A 15,702-nucleotide genomic window follows, 5' to 3' on the forward strand; every position below is an offset into this window, starting at 1 on the left:
TTATATATGGTGTGGAAGTTCTATTTGAGTAATGACGACATGGATGGTATCTGTGTCTGTTATATACGGAATGAGTATTGTTAGGAGAAGAGATGAAGGGAATACTTAGATATCTTAAGGACTATAAGAAAGAGTCCATACTTGCCCCGCTTTTTAAGATGTTGGAGGCAACATTTGAATTGCTTATCCCGATCGTCATGGCAAATGTAATCGATGTCGGTATAGCAGGGCGTGACATAAGCTACGTTGTGAAGATGTGTCTCGTCATGATACTTTTGGGAATTATCGGTCTGGTGTGTTCTATCACCGCCCAGTATTTTTCGGCAAAGGCTGCTACAGGATTTGGAACAGCACTTCGAAATGATCTGTTCAGGCATATTACATCACTTTCATACACAGAGATCGACAGCATAGGAACATCCACACTGCTCACGAGAATGACCAGTGACACGAACCAGGTACAGACAGGAGTCAACATGGTGCTCAGACTGTTCCTCCGTTCACCGTTCATAGTGTTCGGTGCCATGATCATGTCATTCACCATCGACGTGAAGTCGGCCATGACATTTGTGGTGACCATACCGGCACTTTCAATTGTTGTGTTCGGTGTTATGGCACTCAGCATACCTCTGTTCAAGAAGGTGCAGAACAGACTGGACAGAGTCACACTGCTCACCCGTGAGGGACTTGAGGGCGCGAGAGTTATCAGAGCCTTCAACAGACAGGACAAGGAATTTGAGGAGTTTGACAAGTCCACGGATGACCTGATGAAGTTCCAGCTCCTTGCAGGACGTATATCAGCGTTCATGAATCCTGTCACTTATGTGATAATCAATCTCTCAACCGCAGCTATAATCTGGATCGCAGCGGGACAGACAGATGCGGGAATCATCACACAGGGAAAGGTCGTCGCACTTGTCAACTATATGTCACAGATACTCGTCGAGCTCATCAAGCTCGCAAACCTTATCGTGACGATCACCAAGGCTGTTGCCTGCGCAAAGAGAATAAATGCGGTCATGGATCAGCAACCATCGATAACAGACGGAACAGGCAAGGCAGCAGGATCACCGGCAAATGCTGTAAAGGTAAGCTTTAGGGATGCAAATCTCAGATATGCTGGGGCCGGAGCAGATTCCCTGTCAGATATAACATTTGACGTGGCACCGGGCGAGACTGTGGGAATCATAGGCGGTACGGGTTCAGGAAAGAGTTCTCTTGTAAACATGATCCCAAGATTTTACGATGCCAGCCAGGGAAGCGTGTGCATAGACGGAGTTGACGTAAAGGACTACACCCTGGACGAGCTCAGGCATAAGGTCGGAGTGGTACCGCAGAAGGCTGTATTGTTTGCCGGAACAATAGCAGACAATATCAGGTGGGGCAAGCAGGATGCGACTGAAGCAGAGATAGACGAGGCGCTTGAGATAGCCCAGGCCAAGGAGTTTGTAGACGGCAAGGAGAATGGAATATACTTCAAGATCACCCAGGGGGGCAAGAACCTGTCGGGTGGACAGAAGCAGAGGCTTACCATAGCCAGAGCGGTCGTCAGAAAGCCTGAGATACTGATACTGGATGACAGCGCATCGGCGCTAGATTTTGCAACTGATGCGGCTCTCAGAAAAGCAATCAGGGAGAAGACAAAGGGCATGACTGTATTCCTTGTGTCACAGAGAGCGTCGACCATCATGAATTCGGATAAGATCATCGTCATGGATGATGGTCAGATAGCTGGGATAGGAACCCACAGACAGCTGCTTTCTAACTGTGAGATATACAGGGAGATATGTCAGTCACAGCTTTCGGAGGAGGAACTGTCTCATGAGTAAAGATAAAGGGAATAAATCAGTAAATAAAAAGACGATACTCAGAATACTGAAGTATATCAAGAGATACAGGTTCCTCGTGGTTCTGTCTCTCATATGTGCAGCCATATCGGTCGTGCTCACACTGTATGCACCTATCATCATGGGACATGCAGTTGACAGGGTCGTTGGACCGGGAAAAGTAGATTTTACAGGACTTAAAGGAATGCTTGCAAAGCTTGTGATTGTGGTAGTTATAACGGCTGTTGCACAGTGGGTCATGAACGTGCTCAACAACATGATCACATACAGGGTGGTTAATGATGTAAGAACAAAGGCATATGAGAAGCTTGGCAGCCTGCCGCTCTCATATGTGGATTCACATACACACGGAGACATAGTCAGCAGGATCATAGCTGACGTAGACCAGTTCTCAGACGGACTTTTGATGGGATTTACACAGCTATTTACAGGAGTTATGACTATAGTAGGAACACTGTGCTTCATGCTGTCGATCAACTGGATCATAGCCATTGTGGTCGTATGTATCACTCCGGTATCACTCTTTGTTGCGTCATTCATAGCAAAGAGAACATACAGTATGTTCAGGAAGCAGGCTGAGATCAAGGGTGAGCTCACATCCCTTGTAAATGAGATGGTTGAGAACCAGAAGGTAGTCACAGCATTCTCCATGGAGGATGAGACCTGCGACAGATTCCAGGAGGTCAATGGAAGACTTAATGTGGCAGGACTTCAGGCTACATTCTTCTCATCGATAACAAATCCTAGTACAAGATTTGTCAACAGCCTCGTGTACACAGGCGTTGGAATCATAGGTGCCATAACAGCTATAAAGGGCTTTATATCAGTTGGACAGCTCACAAGTTTCCTGAGCTATGCAAATCAGTATACAAAGCCGTTCAATGAGATATCAGGCGTTGTCACAGAGCTTCAGAACGCGCTGGCATCCGCTGCCAGAGTGTTTGAGCTTATAGACGAGGACCCAGAGGCTGCAGAGCCTGCTGGCGCACACGAGCTCACAGACGTTCACGGTGAGGTGGACCTTAAGAATGTTGACTTCTCATACAACAAAGATGTGGAGCTCATCAAGAACCTCAATCTGAACGTGAAGAACGGACAGAGAATAGCAATAGTGGGACCTACAGGCTGTGGTAAGAGTACAGTCATCAACCTGCTCATGAGATTCTACGATGTGGATGCTGGAAGCATATCCGTGGATGGATATGACATAAGAGAGGTCACAAGAAAGAGCCTCCGCGGCAACTACGGAATGGTGCTCCAGGAGACCTGGCTCAAGAGCGGTACGATAAGGGACAACATAGCATACGGAAGACCTGATGCCACAGACGAGGAGATCATCGAAGCTGCAAAGCAGTCTCATGCTCACAGCTTCATCAAGCGACTTCCTGACGGCTACAACACATATATAACCGAGGACGGAGGAAACCTGTCACAGGGACAGAAGCAGCTCCTCTGTATAACCAGAGTAATGCTGGATCTTCCACCTATGCTCATACTGGATGAGGCAACATCATCCATAGATACAAGAACTGAGATAAGGATACAGAGAGCATTTGCTAAGATGATGAAGGGCAGAACAAGCTTCGTGGTTGCACACAGACTGTCAACCATCAAGGAGTCAGATGTCATCCTAGTCATGAAGGACGGGCACATCATCGAACAGGGAAATCACGAGACACTGCTTGCAAAGGGCGGCTTCTACACGAATCTGTACAATTCCCAGTTTGCAAGATAATACAGAGAAATGCATAAATATAAAAGGGCTGTGCTTTGAGGTATACCTCACGGTACAGTCCTTTTTAACGGTGGTTAAAGCATTTATCTGTTATATTTCACGAACGCTTGCCAGTGGCGGGCTTTGTGTATATAATGTATGCGTGCGAGATGCGATACTCAGTGAAGTAGATTATAGGCAATTGCGAAATTCAAGAATTGAACATGCAAGAGGTGTTTAGCCGTACCAGATCAGGGGAATACGAAGTCGCCGGTACTTAGATGGCGCGTCAGCGGCATCTTTAGTACCGTTGCAGACTGAGTTAAGTGGAAACGACCCCTGATTGGTATGCTAAAGCACCTCTGCATATGTAATCATGTTTCGCAATTGCCTATAAAGTAGATAAAGGCAAAAGGAGAGAAAGATGAAGGTTAGTGAATCAGGTTATACAAGAGAAGAACTTTTAGAGATAGTAGATACATATCTGGCAGAGCAGTCCAGAAGATGGGAATTCATAGAGGAGAAGGGCGATGGCATGTATGTGTACGCTGAGAACGGCGACAGATACCTCGACTTCTTCGCAGGAATAGCGGTAAGCAGCGCAGGAAATGCCAACAAGAAGGTTGCAAAGGCCATAGCTGACCAGGCTGCAAATGTAATACATGCATCCAACTATGCATATACACTTCCAATGATACTCCTTGCAAAGAAGGTGTGTGACACCATAGGCATGGAGAAGATCGTGTTCCAGAACTCAGGAACAGAGGCAAATGAAGCCATGATCAAGATGGCTAGAAAGTACGGCGTGGACAATTACGGACCGGACAGATATAAGATCGTGACAGCGAAGAACAGCTTCCACGGAAGAACATACGGTGCACTGTCGGCAACAGGCCAGCCTGATTCGGCCTGCCACAAGGGATTTGCACCACTCCTTCCGGGATTCACATATGCAGAGTATAACAACCTTGAGGACTTCAAGAGCAAATGCGATGAGAACACCATAGGAATCATGGTAGAGCCTGTACAGGGCGAGGGTGGTGTATACCCTGCAGACCCTGAGTTCCTTAAAGGACTTCGTGAGTTCTGTGATGAGAAGAACATGCTCCTCATGTTCGACGAGGTTCAGACCGGATGGGGAAGAACCGGAGACATCATGGCATATATGACATATGGCGTAAAGCCTGACATGGTATCCATGGCAAAGGCCATCGGGGGCGGTATGCCTATAGGCGCGATGTGTACAAGCACCAAGATAGCAGCAGCATTTACACCTGGTGCCCACGGTTCAACATACGCAGCCAACCCTGTGTGTTGTGCAGCGGCGCTTGCAGAGATAGATGAGATACTGGATAACAAGCTCTACGAGAATGCAAAGGAAGTAGGAGCATACTTCATGGAGGAACTCAAGGCACTTCCTTGTGTCAAGGAGATCAGAGGACGTGGTCTTCTTATAGGCGTTGAGTTCAACAAGCCTATCGCATTTGAAGTAAAGCACAGAGCGTTTGAGAACAAGCTCCTCATAACAGCTGTAAGAGACAGCATCATAAGGATCGCACCTCCACTTATCGTTAAGAAGGAGCACTGTGACGAGGCTGTTAAGCTGCTCATCAAGTCTGTGACAGAAGCACTGCAGGAGCAGTAATACAGCGTGATCATATAGCAGAATAAGCATGAATCATAAAAGTAATATAGGAGACCATAATGGGAAGAAGTAAAGAAGAGATGGAGGGTGTGACCCTCCTTGGAAATAAAGACGTAAAGTACAGCATGGACTATGCACCTGAGATGCTCCAGACATTTGACAACAAGCATCCGGACAACGACTACTTTGTAAAGTTCAACTGTCCTGAGTTCACAAGCCTCTGTCCGATCACCGGACAGCCTGACTTCGCAACGGTGTACATATCATATGTGCCGGGCGAGAAGATGGTGGAGAGCAAGTCGCTGAAACTGTATCTGTTCAGCTTCAGAAATCACGGAGACTTCCATGAGGACTGTATGAACATCATCATGAAGGATCTCATAAAACTGATGGATCCAAAGTACATCGAGGTGTGGGGCAAGTTCACACCGAGGGGAGGAATCTCCATAGACCCGTACTGCAATTACGGCAGACCGGGAACAAAGTGGGAGGAGGTTGCCTGGAACCGTCTGGCAAACCACGACCTCTACCCTGAGAAAGTTGACAATAGATAATTGGGTCTGAGCAGCACGCACGGACGGATAGATAGGAGAATCATAATGGCGGATTACAGAGAGACTGTGGATTATATATTGGGTATTCCGCTTTTTGCACAGAAGATTGGCAAGGAGAACCTTTCCAGTCTTTTGTGCCGTTTGGGGAACCCTGAGAAGGCTGTTCCTGCGATACATGTGGCGGGAACCAACGGCAAGGGCAGCACATGCCGCGCTCTGGCGCAGATGCTTGCAGCCCGGGGATACAGAGTGGGATTGTTCATATCACCCCATCTCGTGTCCATAAACGAGAGAATACAGATAAATGGTACAAATATATCCGATGACGATTTTGTGTCGGCATTTGAGACCGTAAAGGGGCAGTTCATGGAGCACCCTTCGTTCTTCGAGGTCATGTTTGCCATGGCGGCGGTGTATTTCAGACAGCAGAAGTGTGACTTTGCCGTATACGAGACAGGAATGGGCGGAAGACTGGATGCGACAAATGTCCTGACGCCGGAGCTTACGATCATCACGTCGGTGGGAATGGATCACATGGAGTATCTTGGCGACACGATAGAGAAGATAGCTTATGAGAAGGCAGGCATCATCAAGCCGGGTGTTCCGGTGATATATTTCAGGCGGGATGAGGCGGCTGCGCGGGTCATAGAAGATACTGCCAAAGAGCGTGGAGCGGACATAATTCCGGTCGAAAAATCAGATTATATAATAAATCATTTGGGGAACAAAACCATTGATTTTTCATTGCATAATCGGTATTATAGTTATTGCAATTTACAGATACAGAAGACATCACTGTACCAGGTGGAGAATGTCAGCCTTGCCGTGACAGCATTCAGGATGCTCATGGAGAGGCGGAATGTACCGGAACAGGATATAGAGAAGACCGTGAGGAATGCACTCCTGCAGTTCTACTGGGAGGGCAGGATGGAGGAGATAGCTCCCCATATATATGTGGATGGTGCCCACAATGTGGAGGCTGTAAATGCATATATAGAGACCATGAACAGGCTTCATGGGGAATATGACAAGATACTGGTATTTGCGGCGGTGAAGGATAAGGAGTATGACTCCATGATACATTTGCTTGCCGGAAATATTACGTTTGGCAGGATAATAGTCACAAGCGTTGACAGCAGCAGAAAGGCGGATTCCGCAAAGCTGGCGGAGATATTCTCGGCGTGTACGGATACTCCGGTCATGGTCAGCGATGAGATTGACGATGCCATGGATATGGCAGTGGAGCTCAGAGGAGACAGAGAGAATACCAACATATACTGCGTTGGTTCCCTGTATCTGGTGGGCGGTGTCAAGAGATGGAGGAACAGACATGATCAATTTTGATGAAGAGATAAAGAGGTTTAAGCCGGCACTTGAACTTGACCAGGCAGAGGATGCAATATACAACAATGATCTCAAGGACATCATGGATGTCATGCAGGAGATGATGAGGGTTGCAAAGGAAGCAGAGAAGTAAAGAACACAGATTGGTCGGGAGATTAAGATATGGCAGATGTACTGAATTGTAAGCACTGCGGTGGAGCGATAGCCGTCACAGGCTACTGTACCAGGTGCGGACTGAAGATAGATTACGTGAACAAGGCTCTCAACTCGTCAAAGTACTATTACAACATAGGGCTTGATAAGGCGAGGGTCAGGGATATGTCAGGTGCGGAGGAGGCGCTCAAGCTGTCTCTGAAGTATGACAAGATGAATATAGATGCCCGGAACCTTCTTGGACTGGTGTACTATGAGACCGGAGAGATAGTTCAGGCGCTCAGCCACTGGGTAGTGAGTGTGAATTATTTTGACGGCAAGAATGTCGCCAAGAGATACATCAAGGAGATAAAATCCAACCCACACAGGCTGGAGGCGGTGAACAATGTAACCAGAAAGTATAATCAGGCGCTGGTATATGCGAAGCAGGGCAGCAAGGATCTTGCCTTTATACAGCTCAGAAAGGTACTTTCCGACAACAGCAGATTTATACAGGGATACCTGCTCCTTGCACTTCTGTTCATCGACGAGGGAAGATATGACAAGGCTCGCAAGGCACTCAAGCGTGTCATCAAGATAGACAGGACAAATCCAGTGGCGGTCAGATATTTCAATGAGATGGGCCACACTGATGAGGAGATCATGAACTTCAGGGATTATCCGCAGGAGGACTACGATGTGGATTCTCTGTTCGTGGATGACCAGAAGAAGCTCATAGCCGGCAACAGCGAGGTGGATTTTGATGGGGATCCGATTCCGGTTGGAAGATACAAGGACATCAATTTCTACAAATATTCCATCGCTTATATCATAGCGGGAGTTGTTCTGGGACTTGCGGCTATGTGGACGCTCATCATCCCGCACAGGGATAAGGTGGCTGACAATTCAGAGAGAGACCTGAAGGTTACATTCAGTCAGGAGATAGCGGATAAGAATGTGGCCATATCGGAGCTCCAGTCACAGGTGGACAGCATGACCACCAAGCTCACAAATGCTGAGACTGAGGCGAAGAACCTTCGGACACAGATAGATAAGTATGGCGATTACGCTTCACAGGTTCTGTCGGATGACAATAAGGCAAGGGTACAGTCAGCGATCTATAAGTACGAGGCCATGACATATGAGGCTGCCATAGATGATCTGAACAGAGTCCTTCAGGATACACCTAACAGCGATGTGGCACTGTTCTACAAGGCGATGTGTTATCTGAAGCTTTCTGATGATAACAATGCCACACTGGTATTTAACCAGCTTGTTGAGAACTGTCCGAACTCCGTATACTACACGGTTGCGTGTGATTATGCGGATGAAGATGCCATACAGGCGGGACTTGAAAAGAAAAATTCTGCAAGTACAGCCAGCACGAACACGGGCGACGGAACAGATACAACCGACAGCGCAAGCACAGGTGACGAAACAGGTACGACCGACAGCACGGACACAGGTGACGGAACAGATACAACCGACAGCTCGTATACAGGTGATGGAACGGATACGACCGACAACACGTATACGGATGATGGAACAGGCACCATCGACAATACGTATACAGGTGACGGAACAGACACGACCGACAGTTCGTATACAGGCGATGGAACAGATACAACTGACGGACAGTAACGAAAGACATATAAAAAGATTATAATTTATAGAAGGCACAAAAGAGACGGATAAGGATTAACCGTTTCTTTTGTGCCTTTTATTTTGTGACAGGGGGATTGAAGATGAATATCTACGAGAAAATGGGGGATACTATAATCGTATATATGCCCAGAGAGGTGGATGATTATGCGGCGGTGAAGATGACAGCAGGGATAGACGGAGTATTTGCCGAGGAGGTGGTGAGACATGCCATATTTGATTTTGGCAGGACAACGTTCATGGACAGCTCGGGGATAGGACTTATAACGAGAAGGTACAGACAGCTCCACGACAGAGGGGGAAGCGTTGGGGTGATAAATGTAAATGCGAGAATGGACAGGATACTGCTCATGTCCGGTATATACAGGATCGCGACAAGGCTGGACAGCGGTGTCCGGGATGAGGCTGAGGATTGGACAGATAAAATATAGATAACGAGGAGAATGGTATGGATAAGAACAGATTGATCATGGAATTTGGCTGTGATGCCCGGAATGAGGCTGTGGCGAGAGTCGTGGTGGCGGCTATGCTGACGAGGACAAATCCGACACTCAGTGAGGTGGAGGATGTCAAGACGGCGGTTTCGGAGGCTGTCACGAATTCGATAATACACGGATATGGATCCGGGGAGGGAAGCATAATCCTGGAGGCATACATAGAGGAGCGCACTCTGTACATAACGATCACAGATCACGGCTGCGGCATAGAGAATGTCGACAGGGCCATGGAGCCGCTTTACACCACTGTCACGGACGGAAGCAGATCGGGCATGGGATTTTCATTTATGGAGGCTTTCATGGATGAGCTAAAGGTAGAATCCCGCGTGGGTGAGGGAACCGTGGTAAATATGAAGAAGATAATAGGAAAAAGTCAGGAGATATATTGATGGCGGATAATCATCGTTTGCTTGAACTTGCAAAAGATGGAGACAGAGATGCCAGAGATAAACTTGTGACGGACAATATGGGACTGGTGGTCAGCGTTGCCAGAAGATATGTGGGGAGAGGACAGGAACTTGAGGACCTTATACAGATAGGGCTTATAGGCCTTGTAAAGGCCATAGACAGGTTTGATATGGACTATGAGGTAAAACTGTCAACGTATGCGGTTCCGCTCATTCAGGGGGAGATTAGACGCTTTCTCAGGGATGACGGAATGGTGAAGGTCAGCAGAAATCTTAAAACGATATACTACAGGGCAGACAGATACAGACATGAGGTCGAAAAAAACAGAGGGACTGAGCCGGGAATGGAGGAGATATGTGAGGCTATAGGAGCGACACCTGAAGAGCTTGTGATGGCGATGGACGCGGCATCGGATGTGACATGCATAGATGATCTTCACGCAGAGATATGCGGCACGGAAGATGGAGACCGCATCGTGGACAGGCTGTGTGTATCGCAGCTCCTGGACACGCTCACGCCGGACGAGAGAAAACTTGTGGTGCTGAGGTATTTTCAGGACAAGACGCAGGGACAGACAGGTCAGATCCTTGGCATGAGCCAGGTGCAGGTGAGCCGGCTTGAGAAAAAGATACTCGGAAGACTCAGATGGAAAATATTGGAGTAATATCAGCCATATACATGGACAGACTATTCTTAGAATATAAGAACAGGGGACATGTATATGGCTGAACTTTTGTATTTGAAACTGTCGGAGAGCTGCCTGGCGGAGAAGAGAAAGGTCAAAATAAAGGATGTGGCGACGGTGCTGAGTCCGAATCCCGATATAAAATACGGCGTTGAGAAGCTGGAGCTCATGAGCTTTTCCGGCAGCAGGGAGCAGCAGGTCATATCGGTGATGTACATTCTGCAGGTGATACAGGAGCACTACCCGGACTGCCAGACACAGACCATAGGGGCAACGGACGTGGTTGTGTATTACAGGACATATGACACCAGCGACAAAGTAAAGCAGTTCTTCAAATTTCTGATGATATGCTTCATCGCATTTTTCGGAGCAGGCTTTTCCATCATGTCGTACAACTCGGATGTCAATATGGTTGGACAGCTTGACGTCATGCACAACATATTTGTGGGGCAGGGCAGGGATGCCTATCCTGTGGCGGGAATAGCATATTCCCTGGGGCTCTTCATCGGTATAATCGTATTTTTCAATCACGGTGCAAAGAAAAAATTCTCAGATGATCCTACACCGCTTCAGGTTCAGATGAGACAGTATGAACAGGAGGTCAACCAGACAGTCATAACGGATGCCTCCAGAAAGAAGGCGGAGAGAGATGCTGATTAGATACGCTATGCTTGCCATCGCCTGCTTTGCCAGCGGTGTGGCCATATCGGGCGGGTATTTTGCATTTATATCCATGATAGGAATATTCCCCAAGCTCCTTGAGAATGTAAAGGGGGCAAGGCATTATCTGCTCATAGAGTGTCTGCTGGCATATGGTGCGGCACTGGCAAATCTGATATATGTATTCAAAATATCGGTTCCGGTGACATGGGTGGGATATACCATCATATGTCTGTTCGGAGGGATATTTGTGGGATGCCTGGCGGGGGCACTTACGGAGGTGTTGAATGTCATACCGATCGCGGCCAGAAGATTCAGTGTGAGAAGGAATCTCCCTTATGTCATATACGGCCTTGCTGCGGGAAAACTGGTGGGCTCGGTGCTGAGTGTCGTTTTGGGCATGTGATAAAGTCAAAATTATTTTGTGTGAAATGGAGGTATTTGCTATGAAATTTGAACCTACAGAGAGCGATTACAATGAATATGTGGAGCTTGTGACACCTACATCAAGCGTTCCGAGAAATTGCCTGTGGGCGTTTCTTGTGGGCGGTGTGATCTGTACGATAGGGCAGGGGATATTTGACCTGCTGGTACACTTTGATGTGAAGGAGGATGAGGCGTATGCGTATGTATCGCTGATACTCGTCCTCGCAAGTGTCATCCTCACAAGTCTGAATCTCTACAAGAAGATAGCAAAGTACGGCGGTGCCGGAGCACTTGTGCCGATCACAGGATTTGCAAATGGTGTGTGTGCGCCCATAGTGGAATTCCAGACTGAGGGTGAAGTGTTCGGAAAGGGCGTGAAGGCGTTCACCATAGCGGGGCCTGTTATACTGTACGGTATATTTACAAGCTGGCTGCTCGGTGTTATATATTGGATAGTCTCAATATGGTGAAATGGGGTTTATTAAATTAAAAATCAACATATTTTCCCCACATCGGTTGACAATATTTGAAAAAATAACATAATGGGTATAGATTTGGACAAAAGAAGAAAGACAGGAGAAATGCTGACATGAAGAGGCTTATGACAGTCAATCTGGCACCTGAGCAGAAGAGTGCAGTACAGGATATATGCAGTGCCATAGGTGCGGAGTGCGTTGACATTCAGAGAAAGCATTATGGTATGAAGGTCGGAAGTCTGTGCGACACGGCTGACATATCTGGCTGTGGAGATGAGACCGGACAGACGGAAGATCTCAGTATGGATATGCTCATATTTGACGGAGTGAGCAGCAAAGAACTTGATATATTTCTTGAAAGGTATAAGAAGACCGGGCTTCCGGCAGTAAGGCTGAAGTCGGTCGTGACACGGAGCAACAGGGAGTGGACTGTACAGCAGCTATACTCGGAGCTTGCAAAGGAATATCTATTCTACAGGATGAGGGGAATGTAGATGGCAGACGAAAGAAGAAACGGACATACAACTGAAAAGAGACTTGCGCAGAACAGGCAGAGAGCTTCAGGACGTTCAGGACGGCGTGCATCTGAGCAGCGTGGGAAGAGACAGCAGCGATACAGAGTGATAAGCTGGATACTCACGGCGGTGTTCATGGTGATATTTTATGCGCTAATATGTGCGTGTGTGGGTAACAGAAAGCTGTACAAAAAGACCACCATAAACGGATTAGACGTTGGCGGAATGAAAACTGCGGAGGCGGCAAAGAGCATAAATGACCAGTTCAGACGCGATTACAGCAGTGTGGGCATACAGGTGAAGCTGGATGATAAGATTTACACCCTGGATGTGTCGGCGGCGCTGGATATGGATTCTGAGAAGTCTGTGCAGAAGATACAGGATGACTCACACAGCTTCTGGAGAAGAGGCTATGGGCTTCTGGAATCATGGACACTTGGAAGCAGCTATGATATTTATCCATATATAGGCGACAGCGGCATCATAACGACCGCCATCGAGAGCAGTGATATGATGAAGGTTGATCTGGATATAGAGGATGGATACAGGATAGAGGACAAGAACCTCATTGTGACAAAGGGAAAGGGCAGCTACAGGATAGACACAGACAAGCTGGTAACCCGCATAAAGAAGCAGATAGCAAAAGGAGACTATGGCACTGTGGTGGAATGTCCTGTCGTGTCTGCTGACGTGGATCTGGACGAGGTATACAAAAAGGTACATTGTGAGCCGCAGAATCCAACGCTTGACCCGGACAAGAACTACGAGGTAGTTGAGGCCAAGGACGGTGTGGACTTTGATCTGGAGGCGGCAAAGAAGAGCCTTGAATCTGCCAAGAAGGGAACGGATGTGAGCATCCCGCTCACATACACCCCGGCGGATATGAGTACGGAAGGATACAGGAAGCTGCTGTTCAGAGACGAGATGAGTTCATACAGCACAGAGGTTGAGGGTTCGGAGAACAGAAAGACAAATGTCAAGCTGGCGGCGCAGTATTGCGATGGAACCATACTCATGCCGGGAGAGTCATTTTCATATAACCTCGGAGTCGGAGAGCTCACCGAGGAGAGAGGCTTCCTTCCGGGCCCATCATATGCTGACGGACAGTCAGTCATGGATATGGGCGGTGGAATATGTCAGGTGTCATCCACCATGTACATGGCGTGCCTGTATGCGAATCTCGAGATAGATGAGAGACATTGTCATCCATACCCTTCATCGTATGTTCCTGCGGGACTTGACGCCACTGTGGCGTGGGGCGGATGTGACTTTGTATTTACAAATGACACGGATTACCCGATAAAGATAAGCACAAGCTACGATGGATATTCCACATCATGTACGATATGGGGCACCATCACGGAGCCGTTCAGCGTGGAGCTCTACACGGAGACCGTTGAGACAGAGCCATATGAGACCAAGTATGAGCTGGACAAGAGTCTTGGCAAGGATGAGCAGGTGCTTGACACAGTGGGAATAGAGGGCCTTACAGTGCAGTCCTACAGAAGAGTGTATGACGGCGATGGAAATGTCCTATCGGACAATCCTGAGGCGATAAGCGTGTACTCTAAGCGTGACGAGGTGTACAAGGTAGGAAAGCTTCCAAAGGACAAGGACAAGGATAAAGACAAAGATAAGGATCAGAACAAAGATAAGAGTGACAGCTCAGACACAGATAAGAAGACGACTGAGTCTGAGTAAGATACTCAGGAAGAGTAGCCTGCCGGCTACTCCTCAATGTCGTCTGAGTCGTCCTCCCTGATCCTTATAAGGCCTTCCAGAAATCCCGGTTCCTTGGTCTTTATCTCCTGGTTGGTGTAGAGATTGACATAGTGAGGGCGGAGCTTGGAGTAGATGATCTTCTGCTCGTTGTACAGGCTGTAATAGCCGGACAGCATGTAGCTGACGGCACATCCTATGGTGAACAGAAGTATTCCGTGCGCTCCGAACAGCTCTATGCTCAGGAACAGAGATGTAAGAGGACAGTTTACCACGCCACAGAAGAAGCACACCATTCCGAGGGCAGCGGCAAAGCCCGGGTCGAGTCCCATGAGTCCACCCATGACGCATCCAAATGTGGCACCGACGAAGAACGATGGAACGATCTCACCGCCTCGGAATCCACAGCCTATTGTTATGGCGGTGAACAGCGCCTTGAGAAGGAAAGCCGTTGGTTTTGCCTCTCCGTTGAGCGCCTGGGCGATGATGTTCATACCGGTTCCGTTGTAGTCGGTGGTGTTGAGTATTATGTTGAGCAGGACGAGCATCACGCCTCCTGCGAATACGCGCACATACTGGTTCTTGAAATATTTGCGGAAAAGCTTGTGCACAATGTTCATGAATATACAGAACAGACTGCTGAGCACTGCGCACAGGATAGCCAGACCGATGACCTTGATCACCAAAGGCACATCCACGGATGTCGGCATGCCGGCTATATTGTAGTGGTCGTGTACAACGTGAAGCTTTTTCGTTATTGCGTATGCGATGACTGACGAGAACAGACAAGGCACAAATGCGCAGTAGTAGAGGATACCGATGCTTATGACCTCCATACTGAACAGCGCGGCAGTAATTGGGGTTCCAAACAGTGCTGAGAAGACAGCGCTCATGCCGCAAAGTGTGAGTATATGCTTGTCGCTGTCATCCAGCTTGAACAGCTTGCCTATAGAGACACCGATGCTTCCACCTATCTGAAGGGCGGCGCCCTCCCTTCCTGAGGAACCTCCGAAGAGATGTGTGATGACCGTCGATATAAAGATCAGTGGTGCCATACGGGAGGGAATCTCATCCTCCACGCTTCTTATGGAACCGATGACAAGATTGGTTCCCTTGGAATGTCTTATTCCACAGATCCTGTATATAAATACGATCACGATTCCCGCAAGCGGCAGAAAATATATTATCATATGATTGTTCTCACGGAAGCCGGTGGCGTACTCTACGCATATATGAAAAGCTGTTCCGACAAGCCCGCATATCGTTCCCATTATCAGTGAAAAAACTATCCATTTGAAAAAAGTCGTAGCATATCTGACACATCTGCTAAAACAGTTTATCCAGTATTCCTTTGTAAATTCCACGGCGATTCTCCATTCCTTTTTCTTTGTAAAGCAGCTTTAGTAATGTTAAAGCAA

General features: G+C 47.8%; 16 protein-coding genes. 15 read left to right on the forward strand and 1 reads right to left on the reverse strand.

Features of this window, described 5'->3' with window-relative positions:
- Nucleotides 1-92 precede the first annotated feature (92 nt).
- The 15 genes from DW025_RS05065 (at nucleotide 93) to DW025_RS05130 (ending at nucleotide 14,266) form a co-directional block, all read left to right on the forward strand.
- Nucleotides 93-1,829, forward strand: a complete 1,737-nt coding sequence (locus tag DW025_RS05065; RefSeq protein WP_119999051.1) for an ABC transporter ATP-binding protein — start codon at nucleotides 93-95, stop codon at nucleotides 1,827-1,829.
- Nucleotides 1,822-3,582: an ABC transporter ATP-binding protein gene (locus DW025_RS05070; RefSeq protein WP_117874700.1), complete on the forward strand. Its 1,761-nt coding sequence runs from the start codon at nucleotides 1,822-1,824 to the stop codon at nucleotides 3,580-3,582. Before DW025_RS05065 ends, DW025_RS05070 begins: the two co-directional genes overlap by 8 nt.
- Before the next feature lie 403 nt (nucleotides 3,583-3,985).
- Nucleotides 3,986-5,206 (forward strand): aspartate aminotransferase family protein, encoded by a 1,221-nt coding sequence (locus DW025_RS05075; protein WP_015533159.1) that lies wholly within the window; start codon nucleotides 3,986-3,988, stop codon nucleotides 5,204-5,206.
- A 59-nt stretch (nucleotides 5,207-5,265) separates the two neighbouring features.
- A complete protein-coding gene (gene queF / locus DW025_RS05080; RefSeq protein WP_015533158.1) occupies nucleotides 5,266-5,760 on the forward strand; it encodes a preQ(1) synthase in 495 nt (164 codons plus the stop codon).
- 45 nt (nucleotides 5,761-5,805) lie between these two features.
- Complete coding sequence (locus DW025_RS05085) at nucleotides 5,806-7,104, forward strand: bifunctional folylpolyglutamate synthase/dihydrofolate synthase (RefSeq protein WP_015533157.1); 1,299 nt, start codon at nucleotides 5,806-5,808, stop codon at nucleotides 7,102-7,104.
- Nucleotides 7,091-7,237 carry a hypothetical protein gene (locus DW025_RS14805; RefSeq protein ID WP_015533156.1) on the forward strand — a complete coding sequence of 49 codons (147 nt, stop codon included), beginning with the start codon at nucleotides 7,091-7,093 and terminating at the stop codon, nucleotides 7,235-7,237. Before DW025_RS05085 ends, DW025_RS14805 begins: the two co-directional genes overlap by 14 nt.
- Before the next feature lie 29 nt (nucleotides 7,238-7,266).
- A complete protein-coding gene (locus DW025_RS05090; RefSeq protein ID WP_119999053.1) occupies nucleotides 7,267-8,877 on the forward strand; it encodes a tetratricopeptide repeat protein in 1,611 nt (536 codons plus the stop codon).
- 104 nt (nucleotides 8,878-8,981) lie between these two features.
- Nucleotides 8,982-9,329 carry an anti-sigma factor antagonist gene (locus tag DW025_RS05095; RefSeq protein ID WP_015533154.1) on the forward strand — a complete coding sequence of 116 codons (348 nt, stop codon included), beginning with the start codon at nucleotides 8,982-8,984 and terminating at the stop codon, nucleotides 9,327-9,329.
- Nucleotides 9,330-9,346: 17 nt separating this feature from the next.
- On the forward strand, nucleotides 9,347-9,784 hold the full coding sequence (gene spoIIAB, locus DW025_RS05100) for an anti-sigma F factor (protein ID WP_015533153.1): 438 nt from the start codon (nucleotides 9,347-9,349) through the stop codon (nucleotides 9,782-9,784).
- The gene (locus DW025_RS05105) at nucleotides 9,784-10,467 is read left to right on the forward strand and encodes a sigma-70 family RNA polymerase sigma factor (RefSeq protein ID WP_119999055.1); all 684 of its coding nucleotides are present in this window, start codon (nucleotides 9,784-9,786) and stop codon (nucleotides 10,465-10,467) included. The genes spoIIAB and DW025_RS05105 overlap by 1 nt, the downstream gene beginning before the upstream one ends.
- A 57-nt stretch (nucleotides 10,468-10,524) precedes the next feature.
- Nucleotides 10,525-11,148 (forward strand): stage V sporulation protein AA, encoded by a 624-nt coding sequence (locus DW025_RS05110; RefSeq protein WP_118649249.1) that lies wholly within the window; start codon nucleotides 10,525-10,527, stop codon nucleotides 11,146-11,148.
- Nucleotides 11,138-11,554, forward strand: a complete 417-nt coding sequence (locus DW025_RS05115; protein WP_119999057.1) for a stage V sporulation protein AB — start codon at nucleotides 11,138-11,140, stop codon at nucleotides 11,552-11,554. The genes DW025_RS05110 and DW025_RS05115 overlap by 11 nt, the downstream gene beginning before the upstream one ends.
- A 40-nt stretch (nucleotides 11,555-11,594) precedes the next feature.
- The gene (locus tag DW025_RS05120; protein WP_117548724.1) at nucleotides 11,595-12,044 is read left to right on the forward strand and encodes a SpoVA/SpoVAEb family sporulation membrane protein; all 450 of its coding nucleotides are present in this window, start codon (nucleotides 11,595-11,597) and stop codon (nucleotides 12,042-12,044) included.
- 119 nt (nucleotides 12,045-12,163) lie between these two features.
- Nucleotides 12,164-12,544, forward strand: coding sequence for a DUF3783 domain-containing protein (locus DW025_RS05125; protein WP_118016692.1), 381 nt, complete (start codon nucleotides 12,164-12,166; stop codon nucleotides 12,542-12,544).
- Entirely contained in the window at nucleotides 12,545-14,266 is a 1,722-nt protein-coding gene (locus tag DW025_RS05130; RefSeq protein WP_119999059.1) for a VanW family protein, read from the forward strand. It begins immediately after the preceding gene.
- Between the two features lie 26 nt (nucleotides 14,267-14,292).
- Here DW025_RS05130 and DW025_RS05135 read toward each other — a convergent pair whose 3' ends face one another.
- Complete coding sequence (locus DW025_RS05135; protein WP_330521922.1) at nucleotides 14,293-15,648, reverse strand: chloride channel protein; 1,356 nt, start codon at nucleotides 15,646-15,648, stop codon at nucleotides 14,293-14,295.
- Nucleotides 15,649-15,702: the final 54 nt, after the last annotated feature.

This window comes from Coprococcus sp. AF38-1, assembly GCF_003603945.1.
In the GTDB taxonomy this organism is placed as follows: domain Bacteria; phylum Bacillota; class Clostridia; order Lachnospirales; family Lachnospiraceae; genus Coprococcus; species Coprococcus aceti.

What these genes read in the sequence shown, in the direction of transcription:
- DW025_RS05065 (WP_119999051.1), top strand. Translation starts at nt 93, where the DNA reads ATGAAGGGAATACTTAGATATCTTAAGGACTATAAGAAAGAGTCCATA.
- DW025_RS05070 (WP_117874700.1), top strand. Translation starts at nt 1,822, where the DNA reads ATGAGTAAAGATAAAGGGAATAAATCAGTAAATAAAAAGACGATACTC.
- DW025_RS05075 (WP_015533159.1), top strand. Translation starts at nt 3,986, where the DNA reads ATGAAGGTTAGTGAATCAGGTTATACAAGAGAAGAACTTTTAGAGATA.
- queF (WP_015533158.1), top strand. Translation starts at nt 5,266, where the DNA reads ATGGGAAGAAGTAAAGAAGAGATGGAGGGTGTGACCCTCCTTGGAAAT.
- DW025_RS05085 (WP_015533157.1), top strand. Translation starts at nt 5,806, where the DNA reads ATGGCGGATTACAGAGAGACTGTGGATTATATATTGGGTATTCCGCTT.
- DW025_RS14805 (WP_015533156.1), top strand. Translation starts at nt 7,091, where the DNA reads ATGATCAATTTTGATGAAGAGATAAAGAGGTTTAAGCCGGCACTTGAA.
- DW025_RS05090 (WP_119999053.1), top strand. Translation starts at nt 7,267, where the DNA reads ATGGCAGATGTACTGAATTGTAAGCACTGCGGTGGAGCGATAGCCGTC.
- DW025_RS05095 (WP_015533154.1), top strand. Translation starts at nt 8,982, where the DNA reads ATGAATATCTACGAGAAAATGGGGGATACTATAATCGTATATATGCCC.
- spoIIAB (WP_015533153.1), top strand. Translation starts at nt 9,347, where the DNA reads ATGGATAAGAACAGATTGATCATGGAATTTGGCTGTGATGCCCGGAAT.
- DW025_RS05105 (WP_119999055.1), top strand. Translation starts at nt 9,784, where the DNA reads ATGGCGGATAATCATCGTTTGCTTGAACTTGCAAAAGATGGAGACAGA.
- DW025_RS05110 (WP_118649249.1), top strand. Translation starts at nt 10,525, where the DNA reads ATGGCTGAACTTTTGTATTTGAAACTGTCGGAGAGCTGCCTGGCGGAG.
- DW025_RS05115 (WP_119999057.1), top strand. Translation starts at nt 11,138, where the DNA reads ATGCTGATTAGATACGCTATGCTTGCCATCGCCTGCTTTGCCAGCGGT.
- DW025_RS05120 (WP_117548724.1), top strand. Translation starts at nt 11,595, where the DNA reads ATGAAATTTGAACCTACAGAGAGCGATTACAATGAATATGTGGAGCTT.
- DW025_RS05125 (WP_118016692.1), top strand. Translation starts at nt 12,164, where the DNA reads ATGAAGAGGCTTATGACAGTCAATCTGGCACCTGAGCAGAAGAGTGCA.
- DW025_RS05130 (WP_119999059.1), top strand. Translation starts at nt 12,545, where the DNA reads ATGGCAGACGAAAGAAGAAACGGACATACAACTGAAAAGAGACTTGCG.